The organism is Microcoleus sp. PH2017_34_RAT_O_A, from assembly GCF_020737885.1.
Taxonomy (GTDB): Bacteria; Cyanobacteriota; Cyanobacteriia; order Cyanobacteriales; family Microcoleaceae; genus Microcoleus.
Genome location: NZ_JAEQDD010000075.1, coordinates 18,603 through 35,154 on the forward strand (window position 1 = coordinate 18,603; position 16,552 = coordinate 35,154).

15 protein-coding genes are annotated in these 16,552 nt (G+C 43.8%); 6 read left to right on the forward strand and 9 right to left on the reverse strand.

The window, feature by feature from the left end:
* Positions 1-185 precede the first annotated feature (185 nt).
* Positions 186-1,238, forward strand: a complete 1,053-nt coding sequence (locus JGK11_RS22550; protein ID WP_293184384.1) for an acyltransferase — start codon at positions 186-188, stop codon at positions 1,236-1,238.
* Between the two features lie 14 nt (positions 1,239-1,252).
* Here JGK11_RS22550 and JGK11_RS22555 read toward each other — a convergent pair whose 3' ends face one another.
* Complete coding sequence (locus JGK11_RS22555) at positions 1,253-1,984, reverse strand: TIGR04283 family arsenosugar biosynthesis glycosyltransferase (protein ID WP_293212974.1); 732 nt, start codon at positions 1,982-1,984, stop codon at positions 1,253-1,255.
* Positions 1,985-2,077: 93 nt separating this feature from the next.
* On the opposite strand from JGK11_RS22555, the gene ubiG reads away from it, so the two are divergent.
* The 4 genes from ubiG to JGK11_RS22575 all read left to right on the forward strand — a co-directional run bounded on the left by ubiG (position 2,078) and on the right by JGK11_RS22575 (position 5,282).
* Positions 2,078-2,923, forward strand: coding sequence for a bifunctional 2-polyprenyl-6-hydroxyphenol methylase/3-demethylubiquinol 3-O-methyltransferase UbiG (gene ubiG / locus JGK11_RS22560; RefSeq protein WP_293184388.1), 846 nt, complete (start codon positions 2,078-2,080; stop codon positions 2,921-2,923).
* A gap of 348 nt (positions 2,924-3,271) precedes the next feature.
* Positions 3,272-3,598 (forward strand): cupin domain-containing protein, encoded by a 327-nt coding sequence (locus tag JGK11_RS22565; RefSeq protein WP_293184390.1) that lies wholly within the window; start codon positions 3,272-3,274, stop codon positions 3,596-3,598.
* Positions 3,599-3,760: 162 nt separating this feature from the next.
* Positions 3,761-4,273, forward strand: coding sequence for a flavodoxin FldA (fldA, locus tag JGK11_RS22570; protein WP_293184392.1), 513 nt, complete (start codon positions 3,761-3,763; stop codon positions 4,271-4,273).
* 271 nt (positions 4,274-4,544) lie between these two features.
* Positions 4,545-5,282 carry an alpha/beta hydrolase gene (locus tag JGK11_RS22575; protein WP_293193792.1) on the forward strand — a complete coding sequence of 246 codons (738 nt, stop codon included), beginning with the start codon at positions 4,545-4,547 and terminating at the stop codon, positions 5,280-5,282.
* A 9-nt stretch (positions 5,283-5,291) separates the two neighbouring features.
* Here JGK11_RS22575 and JGK11_RS22580 read toward each other — a convergent pair whose 3' ends face one another.
* The 5 genes from JGK11_RS22580 to JGK11_RS22600 all read right to left on the reverse strand — a co-directional run bounded on the left by JGK11_RS22580 (position 5,292) and on the right by JGK11_RS22600 (position 11,516).
* Positions 5,292-7,511, reverse strand: a complete 2,220-nt coding sequence (locus JGK11_RS22580) for a cation-translocating P-type ATPase (RefSeq protein ID WP_293212976.1) — start codon at positions 7,509-7,511, stop codon at positions 5,292-5,294.
* A gap of 240 nt (positions 7,512-7,751) precedes the next feature.
* A complete protein-coding gene (locus JGK11_RS22585) occupies positions 7,752-8,018 on the reverse strand; it encodes a FeoC-like transcriptional regulator (protein ID WP_293184402.1) in 267 nt (88 codons plus the stop codon).
* A 119-nt stretch (positions 8,019-8,137) separates the two neighbouring features.
* Positions 8,138-10,477, reverse strand: a complete 2,340-nt coding sequence (gene feoB, locus JGK11_RS22590; protein WP_293212978.1) for a Fe(2+) transporter permease subunit FeoB — start codon at positions 10,475-10,477, stop codon at positions 8,138-8,140.
* Positions 10,474-10,719: a FeoA family protein gene (locus JGK11_RS22595; protein WP_293184408.1), complete on the reverse strand. Its 246-nt coding sequence runs from the start codon at positions 10,717-10,719 to the stop codon at positions 10,474-10,476. The genes feoB and JGK11_RS22595 overlap by 4 nt, the downstream gene beginning before the upstream one ends.
* 428 nt (positions 10,720-11,147) lie before the next feature.
* Complete coding sequence (locus tag JGK11_RS22600; RefSeq protein WP_293184410.1) at positions 11,148-11,516, reverse strand: FeoA family protein; 369 nt, start codon at positions 11,514-11,516, stop codon at positions 11,148-11,150.
* Positions 11,517-12,019: 503 nt separating this feature from the next.
* On the opposite strand from JGK11_RS22600, the gene JGK11_RS22605 reads away from it, so the two are divergent.
* Positions 12,020-12,919, forward strand: coding sequence for an alpha/beta hydrolase (locus tag JGK11_RS22605; protein ID WP_293184412.1), 900 nt, complete (start codon positions 12,020-12,022; stop codon positions 12,917-12,919).
* Between the two features lie 87 nt (positions 12,920-13,006).
* Here the strand turns inward: JGK11_RS22605 and JGK11_RS22610 are convergent, their stop codons facing one another.
* The 3 genes from JGK11_RS22610 to JGK11_RS22620 form a co-directional block, all read right to left on the reverse strand.
* On the reverse strand, positions 13,007-13,450 hold the full coding sequence (locus JGK11_RS22610) for a DUF4079 domain-containing protein (protein ID WP_293184414.1): 444 nt from the start codon (positions 13,448-13,450) through the stop codon (positions 13,007-13,009).
* A gap of 224 nt (positions 13,451-13,674) precedes the next feature.
* Positions 13,675-14,436, reverse strand: coding sequence for a WecB/TagA/CpsF family glycosyltransferase (locus tag JGK11_RS22615; protein WP_293184416.1), 762 nt, complete (start codon positions 14,434-14,436; stop codon positions 13,675-13,677).
* 432 nt (positions 14,437-14,868) lie between these two features.
* Positions 14,869-16,242: an O-antigen ligase domain-containing protein gene (locus tag JGK11_RS22620; protein ID WP_293184418.1), complete on the reverse strand. Its 1,374-nt coding sequence runs from the start codon at positions 16,240-16,242 to the stop codon at positions 14,869-14,871.
* Positions 16,243-16,552: the final 310 nt, after the last annotated feature.

Consider the following 16,552-nt stretch of genomic DNA (forward strand, 5'->3'; position numbering starts at 1 on the left):
TTGATTCCCGTACTGTGCAACTGTCAACTGTCAACTGTCCACTGTCCACTGCTATAGCAAGACTTGTTTGAATATTGATAATTTTTGTGAAGATAGGAGCAAATATACCATTTTTTGCTATGGTGAAAATCCATCAGGCAGAAAAATTCTGATTTGACCATAATTTTTGCAATCTACTTTTTATCATGCAAAAAGCTTCTAATCGGTTTGCGGAATTTGACTCGATCCGAGCTTTAGCCATAGTCAGTGTTGTGATTACTCATGCTGGGTTTGCGGCATTTCGCGATCGCCGAATTTTGTTTGTCTCCATCGATACATTTCAACTGTTCTGCGTACCAGCTTTTTTACTCCTCAGCGGTTTTTTCCTCACTAACAAACTCGACAATCAAAATAATCCCGGACAGGTAGTCAAAAAAAGACTGTCAAGAATTATACCACCCTACCTGTTTTGGTCAGTAACTTTGTACATCTTAAATAATTGGAACTCACTCCAAAAAATAGATTTACTGTCATTGCTCAGAAATATTCTGACAGGCTCCGTGATGCCTCCCTATTATTTCATCGTTGTAATTATTCAATGCTACGGTTGGTGGTGGCTGCTAGTGAAATCACGATTTTTAGAACCCATCAAAGTTTTGGGATTGGGTTTAACAATTCAAACAATTTTTACCATATTCTTTTACTTGAGCGCTCTCAAATACATATCAATACCTCTACCTTTGATGGAGCGCTGGATTTTTAGTTGGATTTTACCATTTTCAACAGGTCTATTTTTGGGCGCAGCCTATGACAAAATTCAACCAGTTCTCGAACGCAGAAAAATGCTAGTTTTAGGAGCAACAGTCCTCTTTTATCTAGCGAGTATTTGGGAATATTACCTGCTCAGCGGAGTTACGGCGGAGGGATGGTTTTTCCGCTCGTTTTTTAAACTATCTGCCCAAGGATACGCAATTTTGTTCGTCTTGTCGATCCTCGCATTTTCTAAAAATATCGCACTTCCCAGTAGAGTTTCGGGGTTAGTCAAACTCTTGGCTGCGTATTCATTCCCGATATATCTGCTGGATTCAACTGTCGTGCAATATGTATTGTTAGTGTTTTATAAATTTATCGATCCCGTACATCCGCTACTGAAGCTCAGCTTTTTAGTGACAGGGACTTTGTGCGGTTGTTTGGCGATTATTTACCTGTTGCAGAAAGTTTTGCCCAAAAAATACAGCCAGTACATTCTGGGAATTTAATCAGATTTTGTGTTTCAGCGAATGTCTTCATAAAACTGCTTGAGATACTTCGCTGAAACGCCAAACCCCCACAAAAAACCGATCGCAAGATAGATGGCAGTTGCTTTCAATTCGCCCCAATGCGCCACTCGGCGATCGCTACTTTGCACTATTCGATTAACCAACTTAATTTTACCACGTCGCACTAACTTTAAACACAAATCCGCCTCCTCCATAATTGGCAGCGTGGCATCGAAACCATCACATTCCCAAAAATCTGTACGCCGGCAAAAAATAACTTGATCCCCAAACAGCAGGCGCAATCCTTTAACAAACAAATGAGGTCGAAATAACAGCGGCGCGTAGTAAGTTTTAAGGTAATTGTGCAGCGAAACACCCCATCTTGTGTGCTGCGAACCAGCCATCAGGGAGATAAACCCGCCCCCGACAATTTCGGCATCGGATAATGTGTTTTGGATGACTGTTACGATGTCGTCGGGAACTAGAGTATCGGCGTGGAGGAAGCACAAAATTTCGCCTGTGGCGGTTTTGGCACCTAAATTCATTTGCACGGAACGGCCCGGCATACTGCTAAAAATAACACGGGTTGTGGAAGTAAGGGCGATCGCCACTGTTTCATCTTGACTGCCGCCGTCTACCACCAAAACCTCCCAAGCCGGAGGATTGAGAATGCTGAGTTGGCGGAGGGTACGTTCTAGACAAGTCGCTTCATTCAGGGTTGGGATGATAATAGAAACGCGATCCATCAGATTGAATTTTATGCCAAAACTATTATAATAAAAAACTGTGGCGATTGACAACTGCTGCTAGAGCTTCCACTAATCAGGACTAAAAAAATCGTGCAGAAAACAGAAGTAAAAAACGATTTAGAATTTTACGATGAAAATGCTGATAATTGGTGGGACGAAAATGCTAAAATCTATGCTCTCTACCATCTAAACAAACCCAGATTTGAGTTTTTCGACAGACACGCGACCAATTGGCGAGGGCTGAAAACCTTAGATGTTGGGTGCGGCGGCGGTTTTTCCTGCGAGTTTATGGCCGAGAGGGGCGCTGTGGTTTCGGGAATAGATCGATCGCACAAATGTATTGTAGCAGCCCAGAATCACGCAGTTACTAGCGGTTTCGAGATAGACTACAGACAAGGCTTTGCCGAAAATATGCCCTACACGGACAATACCTTCGATGTAGTAATCTGCGTGGATGTTTTAGAACACGTTGCCGATTACAAACAAGTTGTGTCAGAGGTTCACAGAATTCTTAAGCCCGGGGGAGTGTTCTTTTTCGATACAATCAACCGAACTTTTTCCTCGCAAATTGTGATGATTGGACTGATGGAAAATACCTTGCAGGAAATTAAACGAGGCGTTCACGATTGGGAAAAGTTTATTACCCCGGAGGAACTGTCTGCGGTAATGCGGGATACGGGTTTCGACAAGATTGAAATTAAAGGTTTTGATATGTTTGGAGAAATGGGGGCTGTTTTAGGCGAGATGCACGGTTTTTGGGAAAATCTTACAAGTGGAAAGCAACTATTTCCTTCTCCGGCAAGTTTCCAACAAGTTTCTCAAGTGCTAATCTCTAATATCGCTAACTATGTGGATTACAAAAAGTCTGGGTTGTTTAAAATCAAAATTAATGAGGATAGATCGATTATGTATGTTGGGGTAGGGGCGAAGAATTAGTCGGTTAATTGTTGATAGTTGACTGTTGTGATTAGGGGGCGGGTTGTAGAGAGATTTGTGCGATCGACCAAATCCCTCTACAACCCGCCCCATTTTTTTAGGCACAATTGCATATTATTTGCAAGTATTTTGAAATTTTACCGATCGCCCATTCCCGCTAGATCGCCCAAAACCACCGCTCCGTCTAAATTTAAGGCTGTAATTTATTCCGCTATATCGAATGTAGTCACCTTTTTGTTACAAATCTTAATATTAAATTATTGATATTTTAGAGGAATTGCATGGTAGCTTATTGAATATTAATTGCAATAACTACCGGAAGTTAACAGTACCTGGAGGTCAATCACCGTGACAGCAGCAATAGTTTCCGCGTCAGCCTCGCGAATCAGCGAGGGGCAACCTGCCGACAGCCAAAAACTGATGAGTTTGGGTCAAAATTCCGAAATACCCGACCTCGATCGCTCCAAAGATGTCACCATAGCCATCTTAGAAGGAGTAGGAACTCTCACGGTGTGCGATCGAACAGTCACTTTAACACCGGGAGTATTTGTGTTTGTACCCGCCGGCATCCCGCGCAGTCTAAAAGTAACAACGACACTGAATTTGTTACTAATTGACTGCGAACCAGACCCCGATATGAGTGATTCAGCTTGGTTGATGAATTTTCAACTTTAAGTAGATGAAAAAACAGTGTCCTTGCTGCCTTGACTCCCTAATTTCTCAGATTAACCACAATCGCGTTTACTGGTTTTGTCTGAATTGCAGGCAAGAAATGCCAAGTTCTGACTCAAAAATCAGAAATCTCAAGCACTATCAAATTTCACATTCGGAGTAAAAATGTCAAAAGCAATTGGTCTTTTCTACGGAACTACAACTGGCAAAACCGAGTCTGTAGCTGAAATTATTCGAGATGAATTTGGCGGCGATATCGTAACTTTGCATGACATCGGTCGCGCTGAAAATGATGATTTCGCCGAATACGAATGTCTGATTATCGCTTGTCCGACTTGGAATATCGGCGAACTACAAAGCGACTGGGAAGGTTTTTTACCTGAAATTGAAAATATTGATTTTAGCGGCAAAAAAGTAGCTTATTTGGGAACTGGCGACCAAGAAGGTTACCCGGATAATTTCATGGATGCAATGGGGATTTTGGCTGAAAAAATATCGGAACAGGGCGGTGAAACTGTTGGCTATTGGCCGACAGATGGCTATGATTTTAATGAATCTAAGGCCGTGGTTGATGGCAAGTTTTTGGGTCTTGCTATTGATGAAGACAACCAATCTGAAATGACGGAAGCGCGCGTCAAAGCTTGGGTATCTCAACTCAAAAAAGAATTTGGGATATAGGATTAACGGTAGGGCAGTTTGGTAAACTGCAAAATACCTGTATTTTTGGGGCGGATACTCTGAACCCGCCCCACAACCAGCTAACCTATGAGCATCTCTTGCGTCCTCTGCGTCCTCTGCGGTTCAAAGAAATAAGTTTTGTTTGTGCCAAAACATCCAGACTTGCTATCTCCATCTACATATTTATTCAGGGTAAGTGGGCAATGCCCACGCTACATTTTAACGTTATGTCTACTAAGTTCTAAATAACTTTATATCCAACTTAAAATTGATGAAATTCAGTTCAGATGACGTACTTTGGTTAAGTGTAAGTCCGAGTTTACATTGGTTCGATCGCTCTCTACTTGCCTATTTGAATCATTCTGTCCCCGTGCAAATATGGGAATATGAACAAACTGAAGACGAAGGTTGTTCTTTGGATATGGCTGTTGAGCTTTTGCACGACTTTTTAACAATGCGCGATCGCCCAATTCACCTCCTAGGCCACAGTACCAGTGGATTAGTTGGTTTAATGTATGCCCGTCGCTATCCTCACAAAGTAAGTTCTTTGGGACTTTTAGGTGTGGGTGTGCCATCTGCGATTAATTGGCAAGCACATTACTACACGCATCTTTCAGCTTTTCCCTGGAGTGGCAAACAAGTTTTAAGTCAAATGGTTGGCGATATGCTGGGATTCCAAAATCAAAGTATCAATCAAAAATTTATACCATATTTTGAGGATGACTTAGCCTGTTCTCCCTGTCCTCACTCTTTATTTAGGGTGATTAATTCTAGCGATAAAGGTGTAGAAGTACCTTTGTTGATATGTAGTAGCAAAACGGATTTTGTGGTATCTCCTATTGTCATGCGCCGCTGGTCAAAATTTCTCAAAAAAGGCGATCGCTTTTGGGAATGTCCAGACGGGCGGCATTTTTTCCATCACTTCTATCCGGAAGAAGTCGGGGAAGAAATACTTAATTTTTGGCTATCCCTACACAGTCGCCAACTGGTTTTAGATTTTAAATTTTAGGGGCGATTGCTATTTATTGTTCGATTTAAAGCGAAACAGCCGCATCCCATTTGCCGTCACGATTAAGGAAGTTCCCATGTCTGCAAAAACTGCAAATGCTAGCCCGACAAACCCAAAAGTTCCCAACAGCAAAAACAGCGCTTTTGTGACTATTGAAAAAATCACATTCTGCCGAATTACAGCTACAGTAAGGCGGCTCAAATCGACTGCATAGGCGAGTTTTCTCAAATCGCTGCCCACCAAAACTACATCGGCAGTTTCTAGGGCTATATCAATGCCGCCAACTGCAAAGCTGATATCGGCGGCTGCTAAAGCGGGGGCATCATTAATGCCGTCGCCCACCATTCCTACAGCCCCAAATTTTCGCAATTCTTGAATCTGTTGCAATTTGTTTTCTGGTAGCAATTCTGCTTTATACTCAGATAGGTTGAGTTGTTGGGCTATTTGCTGAGCTACAAAAGTGCGATCGCCCGTCAGCATCACCAGATTGTTCAAACCCATCTGTTTGAGCAAATGTAGGGCTTCGGCAGCTTCCAGTCGCAAGCCGTCAGCCAAAGCAATCACTCCCAACAAACCGCGGCTGCTGCCGACTAAAACGGGAGTTTGCCCTAATTTCTCGATATCATCTAGCAGAGAGACTGCTGATGTTGCCAGTTCGATATTTTGGTCGGCAAATAAGCGACGATTTCCGACAAGATAGAGGTTGTTTGCAAAATTAGCAGCAATTCCTTTACCCGGATAAGCCGTAAAATTTTCGGGAGTTTCTAACTCGATTCCTGCTTCCTTCGCTTTGGTAATAATTGCCTTAGCTAAAGGATGTTCCGATTTTTGTTCCAAAGAAGCTGCAATTAACAATACCGTGCTGGCGCTCAATTCTCCCAAGTCGTAAACCTTTTGCACAACGGGTTTACCTTCAGTCAAAGTTCCGGTTTTATCAAAAGCCAGACTCTTGATTTTTCCAGCATTTTCTAAGCCGTTTCCGCCCTTAAATAACACGCCTTGGCTGGTGGCTGCACCGATGGCGCTGACAATGGAAACCGGAGTGGAAATTACTAAGGCGCAGGGACAGGCTATGACTAACATTACCAGGGCGCGGTAACACCAGACGCTGAACGGTTGACCAAAAATTAAGGGCGGAATTAGTGTAAGGGCGATCGCACTTACAATCACAATAGGAGTATAAATCTCTGCAAATTTGTCCACCCACTGCTGAGTTGGGGCGCGGCTCGATTGCGCTGACTCGACTAAGTGCACAATTTTCGCAACCGTGGTATCATTCGCAGTGTGGGTAACTTTGACTTCCAAAAAGCCCGTTTGATTTAAAGTTCCGGCAAAAACCCGATCGCCCGTTTCCTTATCTTCAGGGATAGATTCGCCCGTAATTGGCGATTGGTCGATCGCCGAATTCCCCGATACAACTATCCCATCTAATGCTACCCTTTGGCCGGGACGAATTGTCAGAATTTCTCCAATTTGAATTTCCTCAACTCGCACCGTCACTTCATCGTTATTGTCACGCTTGACAGTTGCAGTCGCAGGTGTTATATCCATCAAACTAGCAATAGCATGGCGAGTGCGGCTGAAAGTGAAAGTTTGCAAAGTTGTTCCCAGACTAAACAGGAATACAACTAACGCCGCTTCAAACCAATCGCCTAAAGCCACCGCCCCAATTACCGAAATTGTCATCAACAAATTCATGTCGGCGCGGCGCAATCGCAACTCCATGAGGCCCGCGCGGGCGATCGCAAATCCGGCTACAATAATACCGATACCATAAAAACCGCGCGACAGCCAAATTGCGATTCCTAAATACTGAGTTAGCAATCCCAGAACTAATCCCAAGCCTGCTAAAATTACAGTCTGTCCCCGGCGATTGCGAATCCAGAATTCCCAGTTAGTGGGATTTGTCTTTTGAGTTTTCTGGACTGTTGAATGCTGGTGATGATGGTGTTCATGTTCGTGCGAACAACCGGAATTCTCCGATGATGGTATTGCTGTGGTAGTCTGTTCGATCGTGTAGCCTAAAGTTTGAATGCGATCGAAAATAGCTTTTTCTGTTACTTGTTGAGGATCGTAATTTAACCGCAAACTTTCTGTTGCAAAAACTACATTGACTTCGGTAAGTCCGGGCAGTTTTTGCAAGCCTGCTGCTACTGTTTTGGCGCAGTTGCCGCAGTCCATTCCGCCAATCTTAGTTTGTAGCGTTTTGAGGGAAGGAGTTTGAGTCATTATTCAGTATCCTTTTGAGATTTTAGAATGATTATCATCATTGAACATATATTCAGATGTTTAATAAAATCATATACCAAATTGTATAATTTTAACTGGTTAACTGGTTCCCAGGCAGAGCCTCCGGATCTGCGTTATATCAATTCCGGCTGCGCCGTCAGGTGACAAGCGAGGAGACGGCAGTGCCGTTTCCCTACAATTAATCACGGTAGGGACACGGCACTGCCGTCTCCTGATTTCTTAATGGCAAGTTGCAGAAACCGGATCTTTTGCTGACACCGACTCGCCCGGATTTACCCATACATAAATCTCGGTGGCATCGTCGGCGCAACTGTGACATCCACCACACTTTTTAGCTTCTGCCATTTTACTGATTCTGCCTTTGCGAATTAGGCGATTTAACATTCCGCGCAAAGCATCACCATCCATGCGGAAGTGAATTTTTAGATCCGCGATGGAGGCTCTTTTGTTGTCAGCAATAAATTTTTGGATGTCGCTTAAAATCATGGTTTTTCTCCTTTGTTTGATTCTTAAACGCAGATGAACGCTGTTATTGGTTAATGCTTATTAGTTACTGGTTATTTGCTGGCTGCTATGAATAACTAATAACTAATAACTAATAACGACTAACTACTGATTGCTTCCCGTCGCTTTGCTCGTTTTCCACCAGCCAGTTTTAATGCCACAAGAGTCAAGCCCATCGCTATGATTAGTCTGACAATGCAAACCAGAGATGAGTCTGGATGCTCTGAAAATGTGGCTATTTGATAGTATCCAACTGCTGTAAAATAGGCGACACCAGTAGTCCATAGACCTGCGAATACAGTCCACCCCAAGTTAGTTTCGCGGTAAAGTGCGGCCGTTGCAGAGACGCAGGGAAAGTACAGTAATACGAATACCAAATAAGCAAAGGCGGCTTTATCAGAACCGAACCGCTGGGACATTTGTCCGTAGGTGTTACCAGAAATACCTTGCGCTTCTGCTGCTGATTTTTGGTCTGTAATATTGGCAGAACTTAAGCCGAGGGGATCGAAAATTTGACCGGGAAGTTTTGTGAGATTTTCTGGGATGCTAAAAAATGCTTTGCCGATATTTCCCCAGAAGCTAAATTCTTCTTCTTTCTCCGGTTCTCCACCTGCTGCTTTTTGTTCGTCTGCTAGTTGAGTGTATAAGGAATCTAAGGTTCCAACCATGACTTCTTTGGCAAATACTCCTGTTAGTAAACCGACGGTGGCGGGCCAGTTTTCTTGGGTGATTCCCATTGGTGTAAATACAGGTGTTGCCGCGCGGCCGACGGCGCTAAGAATTGAGTCTTTGCTGTTGTCTTTGCCGAAGGAACCATCGGTGCCGACTGAACCCATAAATCCTAGTATAACGACCATAATTACGATCGCAATTCCGGCCTTTTTGATAAAAGCCTGCAATCTGTCCCAAGTCCGCAGCAGCACGCCTTTAAGCTTAGGAATGTGGTAGGGCGGCAGTTCCATCACAAACGGTGCAGCTTCTCCTTGCAGGATGGTGTTTTTTAAGATTAGCCCGGTGAGCACTGCTGCTAAAATACCTAACAGGTAAAGCCCCAACACCATGTTTTGACCGCCGACTTGGAAGAATGCGCCGCAAAACAGGGCGTAAACTGCTAATCTGGCACTACAAGACATGAATGGATTCATCATAATCGTCATCGTGCGATCGCGCTTATTTTCTAATGTCCGCGTCGCCATGATTCCGGGAATATTGCACCCAAAACCGATCATCATCGGTACAAAGGATTTGCCGGGAAGTCCGACAAATCGCATTAATCTGTCCATCACAAAAGCTGCCCGTGCCATGTAGCCGCAGTCTTCGAGGGCTGACAAACACAAAAACATCATCCCAATTTGGGGAATAAAAGTAGATGTAGTTTGAATCCCCCCACCAGCACCTTTTGCCAGCAGTCCGATCGACCATCCAGGGGCTTTGATAGTTTCTAAAAGGGCGCCGAAACCATCTACAAAAATTGTCCCGAAGAATTGGTCAAAGAAGTCGATAAACACTCCCCCAACGTTAATCGAAATGGTGAACATTAAGTACATCACCATCAAGAATACGGGAATGCCTAACCAGCGGTTGAGCACAATTTGGTCGATTTTATCGGAAAGATTGGCTTTGACTTCTCTGGAAGATTCGGCGACGCCTTGAGTCAGGGTGCGGATGAAGGTGTAGCGGCTGTCGGCGATGATAATATCTAAGTCGTCATCGAGGGTTTCGTGGACTCGGCGGCGGTGCGGGACGACTATTTTTTCTAACTCTGTATTGGCGAGTTCCGGGGCGACTTCATCCTGGTATTCTAGTAGTTTCAGGGCTGTCCAGCGGGCATCGATACTGCGGTTTGGGCTATGCTGTTGGATATGCGGGATTAGTTGGGCGATCGCATCTTCGATGACAGCCGGATAAGCTACACAGGCAGATGGTACGATCGGCTTAACCAGCGCCTTATTCACAGCATCGCGCAACAAAGGCACCCCGTCATTTGACGTAGCACTCATCGGCACTACAGTACAACCGAGACGTTCTGCGAGTTTGCTAACATTAATTCGGATGTCTCGTTCCTTGGCAACATCCATCATGTTTAGCGCGACTATCATCGGCACGCGCATCTCTAAAATTTGCGTTGTGAGATACAAATTTCGTTCTAAGTTGGAAGCATCAACAATATTCACAATCACATCAGCTTCGCCAGATAGCAAATAATCTCGCGCTACCAATTCATCGAGTCCGGTATCTCCATCTTCGGCATCGATAGAATAAACTCCCGGCAAGTCAACAATAGTAATTACAAAACCGTCGTGAGGGTATTTTCCCTCTTTGCGTTCAACTGTTACTCCCGGCCAATTACCGACTCGCTGGTTAGCACCTGTCAACGCATTAAATAAAGTAGTTTTTCCACAGTTGGGGTTGCCCACCAATCCAATGATTTGCTTAGTCATTCTTCTACTTCCTGTACAAATAAGATATTGGCTTCATCTTTCCGCAAACTGAGTTTGAAACCCCGCACTAGGATTTCTACGGGATCTCCTAGGGGTGCGTGGCGGGTAACAGTAAATTCTGTTCCCGGCGTCAATCCCATTGCTAACAATTTACTTTTGTAACCGCGGGCTGTTTTCTCATAGCCAACTACTCGGCCGATGCTGCCAACAGCTAAATCTCGCAGTTGTTTTTTATCGTTCATTTTTTTCTATTGTAATGGCTAGTTATTCAGTTGACAGTTAACAGTTAACAGTTGACAGTTGACAGTTGACAGTTGACAGTTGACAGTTGACAGTTGACCGCTTGAGGGCTACCTCTCCATAAAAGGAAGAGGATTGAAACAGTAAATAATTTTGTTTTATTTCCCCCTAAAACGAGGAGGTTTTAAACCCATTCTTCTTGGTAATTGGTAATTGGTAATTAAGTGCATTGGTCATTGTTCATTGGTAAGCTGTTGTGGCATTTAAACTGTATGTCAAGAAATAATCAAACTCTTGCGGGGTGGATTCGCAGTACCGCCCCGAATATTGCAGTTTAAATAAGCAACAGCTTAATAACTTTTTTTCATGTCCAATGCCCAATGCCCAATTCCCAATTCCCAATTCCCAATTTCCAATTCCGCTAATTCCGTTAATTCGTACACATAATTTTTTGTGCCATACCCGCCCCCAAACCAATGCGGTTGTCGCCAATTCCCACAATCACCGAGCCCCCAGAATTGCTGACTATTTGAACTTCTATGCCGGGGACTAATCCCATGCCGATGAGGCGTCGCACAGTGCCTTCTGAACCTTTGAGTTTGACTATCCGCAGCTTGTCGCCAACGCTTGCCATTGCTAGCGGGAATGATTTACCTTGAGCTGAGTCTGGCTGAATTTCTGTGCTATCCTCTGCGGTTTGAGAGACTTCTGGTGTCTCGCCGTAAAAGGTAAAAGCCCCGAACTGTCTGGGGTTTAGCTGTTCGTTTTGTTGGCTGTATTCTTGGGTGTTTTCTTTCATCTGTTCTGGTTGTCGATCGATTTTAGTAACTTTTTGCTTTGGCTTGCTTGTGCACCAGACTTGAGATTAATTCTCAATACTGGCAGCGCACAATGGTATACATCGCTAAATTTCCAGTTTCAGCGAACTCTTTCCCTGTTAATATTTCGGACGCAGCCATCCAACCAGCCCAGAAAGACGATTTTTTGGCGAGTTCGTAGTTTTAATCTCTCTTGCGTTAGATGCCAATGTGCGCTTTAACCCCCACGAAGCAATATCTACTGCTCTTAAGCATAGTAGATTAAAAAGGAATTATTAGCAACTATTCTCAAATATTTTAACATATAGTTAACCAACTCAGCCTTAGCCGAGACACCACGAGACTAAATATAGATCCTGGTTTCAGAGGTCGATCGCCCTAAATCCTCAAGTAGGAGGCGATCGAGCATATATACTTAAATATTTGAGGGGAAGGGGCGATCGCGGAGGCATCGGCCCTACCGATTCACACTTTATCAAGAATTATGCCAGCAAGTTTTCTCCCAAAGTCGATCGCACAACTCACAGAATCTACCTCAATTGCCTTAGCTAAAAGCATTCAAGTAGAGGCAATTACAACGAGTCTCAACCAGCAGCCAATTGCCACAACCTACGCGCGCCAAGGCAGCGGAAACACCCCCATTTTGTTAATTCACGGCTTCGACAGTTCCGTATTTGAATACCGCCGCCTGTTGCCGCTGCTTGCCGAAAAAAATGAGACTTGGGCGGTTGATTTGTTGGGTTTTGGCTTTACAGAAAGAGCGGCGGATTTGCCATTCAGTCAAAAAGCGATTGGAAGTCACCTCTACTATTTCTGGAAAACCCTTATTTCGCAGCCTGTAATCTTAGTTGGCGCGTCGATGGGAGGTGCCGCAGCAATAGATTTCACTCTCAATCATCCCGAAGCCGTCAAAAAATTAGTGTTAATAGACAGTGCTGGTTTTGCGGTAACATCTAATAAAGGAAAATTTTTAATCCCTCCTTTAGGATATCTAGCAACTTCATTTTTACGCAACCCAATAATTCGCCAAAAAATTAGCGTCAATGCTTATTTCGACAAAACTTTGGCTTCTGTTGACGCACAAACCTGCGCGGCTTTGCACTTAGAAATGCCCAACTGGAATCAAGCTTTAATTGCATTTACCAAAAGTGGAGGTTACGGAGGTTTTGGGCAAAAACTATCGCAAATTCAGCAGCAGACGCTGATTTTGTGGGGAAAACAAGATAGAATATTAGGGACTGCGGATGCAGAAAAATTTAAAAGTGCGATCGCAAATTCCCAACTAATTTGGATACCGGATTGCGGACACGTTCCCCACTTAGAAAAACCACAGATTACCGCTCAACATATCTTAGATTTCATAGCTAAAGTAGCAGGTTCGTAGTGAGGACTTCAGTCCGCATCTCAGGTTCGTAGTGAGGACTTCAGTCCGCATCTCTTATCAGAGGACTGAAGTCCGAACAATCAAACGTTAAACTTTCGGTAAATACTTTTGTACAATCGTCCATCCTGTGAGCAACACAATAACAAATCCCCCACACAAAGCCAAATTAGTGCCAATGTGTAGCGGACGCGCCCAAGGATGTTTAGGGCCAATTTGCAGCCCGCTTCCTACAGAAACCAACACCAACGCCACCACAGCCAACCCCGCCGGTAAATGAGCTGAGTGACCCAAATTGCCATAGTATCCGAGCGTACCGACTACGCCAATTAAGAGCAGTAAAATTACCAGAGTCGCCATCCCCGCACCAGTCCCCAAATGAAAGGGACGCAGCCATTTTGGGCGCGACTGTTTCGTGCTGCGGGCGGCAAACATCCACGTTCCAGTAACGGCCAACAACAGGTAAGCCAAAAGCGCCACACCCATTGACCACGCCGCTATTTTCCACAACCACAAGAAAGAAGGCAGATTCATGATTTAAATCCCGAGTTAGGGATTTGCAACAAAGGTTTCTTTCCGATTTTACCTGCACCTGAAACCAAAAATGAATATTATTGGCAGAAAGTGCGATCGCACTTTCCACAGATTCCATCTATCAGGACTCAATTCAAACGCCGGATATCACACTCAGATTCATTGACGTTATTGATTTGTAAATAAGAGTGTTTCCCAAGCGCCTTCCCTTCTAGCTTCGTGGTTTAACTGTCAACAAAAGGCATTTTATAAAACCCTAATTTTTGTTCTACGATCAAGCGGAAAAACGGCAGACCTTCTATCAAATATCTTCTCCACAACCTTCTCGGTTCGCTTAACAGTCGGTACGCCCATTCGATGCCGACTTCGCTCATCCATTTCGGAGATCTTGCTTTGCAACCAGCTTCAAAATCAATGGTTGCACCTACGGCCAAGAAAACTTTCACGTGTGTGAATTTACTCCTGTATTTAACCAGCCACTTCTCTTGCTTCGGCGCTCCCACTCCTATCGCCAGAACTGTAGCTCCTGATTTATTGATCGTGTCAATTATTGCTTCACACTCCTCCTCATTTTTTTCAAAGCCAAAAGAAGGAGAAAGTGCTTCAACAACTATTTCTCTACCAATTTTTTGATTGATTTTTTCCTGAGCTTTCCTGGCAATTCCTTCAGCCGCTCCTAGCAAAAATATTTTAACGTCCTCGTTATCCTTGTGATACATATAAAATGCCGGAAACAAGTCAGAACCCGAAATCTTTTCCTTGATAGGAGTACCCAAAAATTTTGAGGCATACATCAAGATTTGACTGTCGCAGACTCTATAACTAGATGTATTGTAAGCTTCATAAAAGTCGCGGTCATATTGCAACTTAATTAAGTGGTCTACATTGGGTGTAAATACGACACCACCTTCGTCATCTAGTTTTTCAAACAACTCTGTAATTGTAAAGTTATCTATCGCTACATTCAATAAATTAACTGTTTTCATTTTTTTATTCCCATCTAGCCTTGATATTCAACTACAACTCAAACCATAAACCCACAATACAGCAAGAGTGTTTTCACTACTTGGGCGTGGGTGTGAATATACTTTTTTTAGTATATCGCCCTACACCCTACCTGTCCAGTCAGAATGTTTAAAGATTGTGTAAAGAATCTGCTGCTTTTAGGAAAAAGTGTATAAAGCTAATTTGGTTTACAACTCGCAACACAGTTTTAATCAAAACACAATCCGGTGCTAATGTTTGAAACCTTGCCAATTAATGTCGATATTTTATTTTATTACATTAATTTTCAGCCAACTGAGAAAGAGATTGCAACTTCCCAACTAGATTTAATACAAACATAGTAGATTCTTAAATTTTTGTATCTAGAGAATGCAATATATTTTCAAGCTTTGAGCGCGCTCAAAGCTTGAAAATCATCCTGATTTTTGGTGAACCAGCGACTGTCTTCTTGGTGGCGAAGGCGAAATGGTTTTCTTGGCCTTCAGACTTTCTGGAGCTTTTAAAGCCAGACCCGATATTCCTCCAGCAATGACCGCAAAAATCGGGTTAGCCATAGCGTTCAAAACACAGTCAAACATATACATAGTTACGGCTACTCCCAGGGCCGCAGCGGGCGCTACTTTCGGATGAGACCAGGTTCTGGCGGGATACTTGAACGCAAAGACGACAACAGGAAGTAAAAATGAAGCAAATAAACTAACTAAACCGACTGCACCGTTGATGCCAAATGCAATAATCCACAAGCTATCGGTGACCGAGATATCTTTACCGTACCCGTCGTATACGCGGTTTCCGCCCGAATCCCCCCAGCCAAAAATAAATCTTTGTCGCGCTTTATCTCCTAATATCTCTTCCATGTCAAATCTAAACTTCAGAGAGGCGGCCCGTTCTTCGCCAAATATGGGATTGATTACGCTCATCACGTCGTGGCTCGAGAATTGACCAGATGCAGCTACGTACAGATAAAACGCTATATATCCAATTACGAATAGTAGTGGCAAAGAAGTGCGAAACCACTTGGCACAAAATAATATGAGTAACGCGATAAAAAATAAAGTATAGGCACCTGTAGAACGGCAGAGGAAAAAAGCGATAGTTAATACAATTGCTAGAGTCTTAATGTTTTTGCCCTGAAACTTTTTGAGCGTCCCAGTTTGCCAGAGCCAAATTCCGATTAAGGCTGCTGTCATCATCCACACGCCCACCATCAAACCGTGCTGCATAAATACTACAGGTCTCCACCCCCCCATGCGCCTTGCTTGACCCCAGTCCTCAAAGGCGTTGACGCCGTAAACCATTTGGTGCAGAAGTGGGCCCTTAACCCCTTCCAATAAAGTAAAAGGAACGTAGGCTAAACCACCTGCAAAAATCCCGATCGCCAATTGTCGCAGCCCGTCTAAACTACCCAGATACAACCGTCCAAAAAAATAAGGCAGACCCCAAGTAACGATTTGGTTGAAAGTCGGAGAAATTGGGCTACCGCCATTAGTAAGTTGTGAAACAATTGGAGACAAACAGCAAATTACGATTGGCACGTCCAGCCAGCCAGGCTTAAATTTGGTGAGGCGCTCAGTGTCGTAGATAATAACACCCAGCAAAATGGCGTAGCAAGATGCGGAAACTTTGGTATAGGCGGGCAATATGGGGATGGGATAAGAAACTTGTGGTAAAAATAGCCACGCTGCCACAAAAGTGATAATTACCGCCCGCTGAGTCGGAAACCTCACAAACAAGTAAAGAACGATCGGGATCAAACCGAACATCGTCAATGGGATTAATGCAGCCATAGGTTTTTTTGGCAGTAAAATGGTGGTAGAAAGACTACTTTATTTCCCGGATCTGAATTCTCGCTCCTACGATCGCCTCTTTACCCGATCTTGATAAAGCGGTTCTCAAGCGTGGTGAGGTATGCCCACGGAGACCTATGACGGAGGCCAATGCCCTATGCCCTATGCCCATGAGTACCTCATATGAAAGCTCGAAAGGCTATAAATAGATCTGATTCTTTTACGCTGAACATTTCTCAACATAGCTGTGCAATGCTGGAGATGTAACGATCGCAATTCCGTCATGGCTGACAGAACAGGTCGAATCCGA

Bases quoted from the DNA above. Each gene is read 5' to 3' on its own strand.
- JGK11_RS22550 (WP_293184384.1), top strand. From the start codon at position 186: ATGCAAAAAGCTTCTAATCGGTTTGCGGAATTTGACTCGATCCGAGCT.
- JGK11_RS22555 (WP_293212974.1), bottom strand. From the start codon at position 1,984: ATGGATCGCGTTTCTATTATCATCCCAACCCTGAATGAAGCGACTTGT.
- fldA (WP_293184392.1), top strand. From the start codon at position 3,761: ATGTCAAAAGCAATTGGTCTTTTCTACGGAACTACAACTGGCAAAACC.
- JGK11_RS22575 (WP_293193792.1), top strand. From the start codon at position 4,545: ATGAAATTCAGTTCAGATGACGTACTTTGGTTAAGTGTAAGTCCGAGT.
- JGK11_RS22580 (WP_293212976.1), bottom strand. From the start codon at position 7,511: ATGACTCAAACTCCTTCCCTCAAAACGCTACAAACTAAGATTGGCGGA.
- JGK11_RS22585 (WP_293184402.1), bottom strand. From the start codon at position 8,018: ATGATTTTAAGCGACATCCAAAAATTTATTGCTGACAACAAAAGAGCC.
- feoB (WP_293212978.1), bottom strand. From the start codon at position 10,477: ATGACTAAGCAAATCATTGGATTGGTGGGCAACCCCAACTGTGGAAAA.
- JGK11_RS22595 (WP_293184408.1), bottom strand. From the start codon at position 10,719: ATGAACGATAAAAAACAACTGCGAGATTTAGCTGTTGGCAGCATCGGC.
- JGK11_RS22600 (WP_293184410.1), bottom strand. From the start codon at position 11,516: ATGAAAGAAAACACCCAAGAATACAGCCAACAAAACGAACAGCTAAAC.
- JGK11_RS22605 (WP_293184412.1), top strand. From the start codon at position 12,020: ATGCCAGCAAGTTTTCTCCCAAAGTCGATCGCACAACTCACAGAATCT.
- JGK11_RS22610 (WP_293184414.1), bottom strand. From the start codon at position 13,450: ATGAATCTGCCTTCTTTCTTGTGGTTGTGGAAAATAGCGGCGTGGTCA.
- JGK11_RS22615 (WP_293184416.1), bottom strand. From the start codon at position 14,436: ATGAAAACAGTTAATTTATTGAATGTAGCGATAGATAACTTTACAATT.
- JGK11_RS22620 (WP_293184418.1), bottom strand. From the start codon at position 16,242: ATGGCTGCATTAATCCCATTGACGATGTTCGGTTTGATCCCGATCGTT.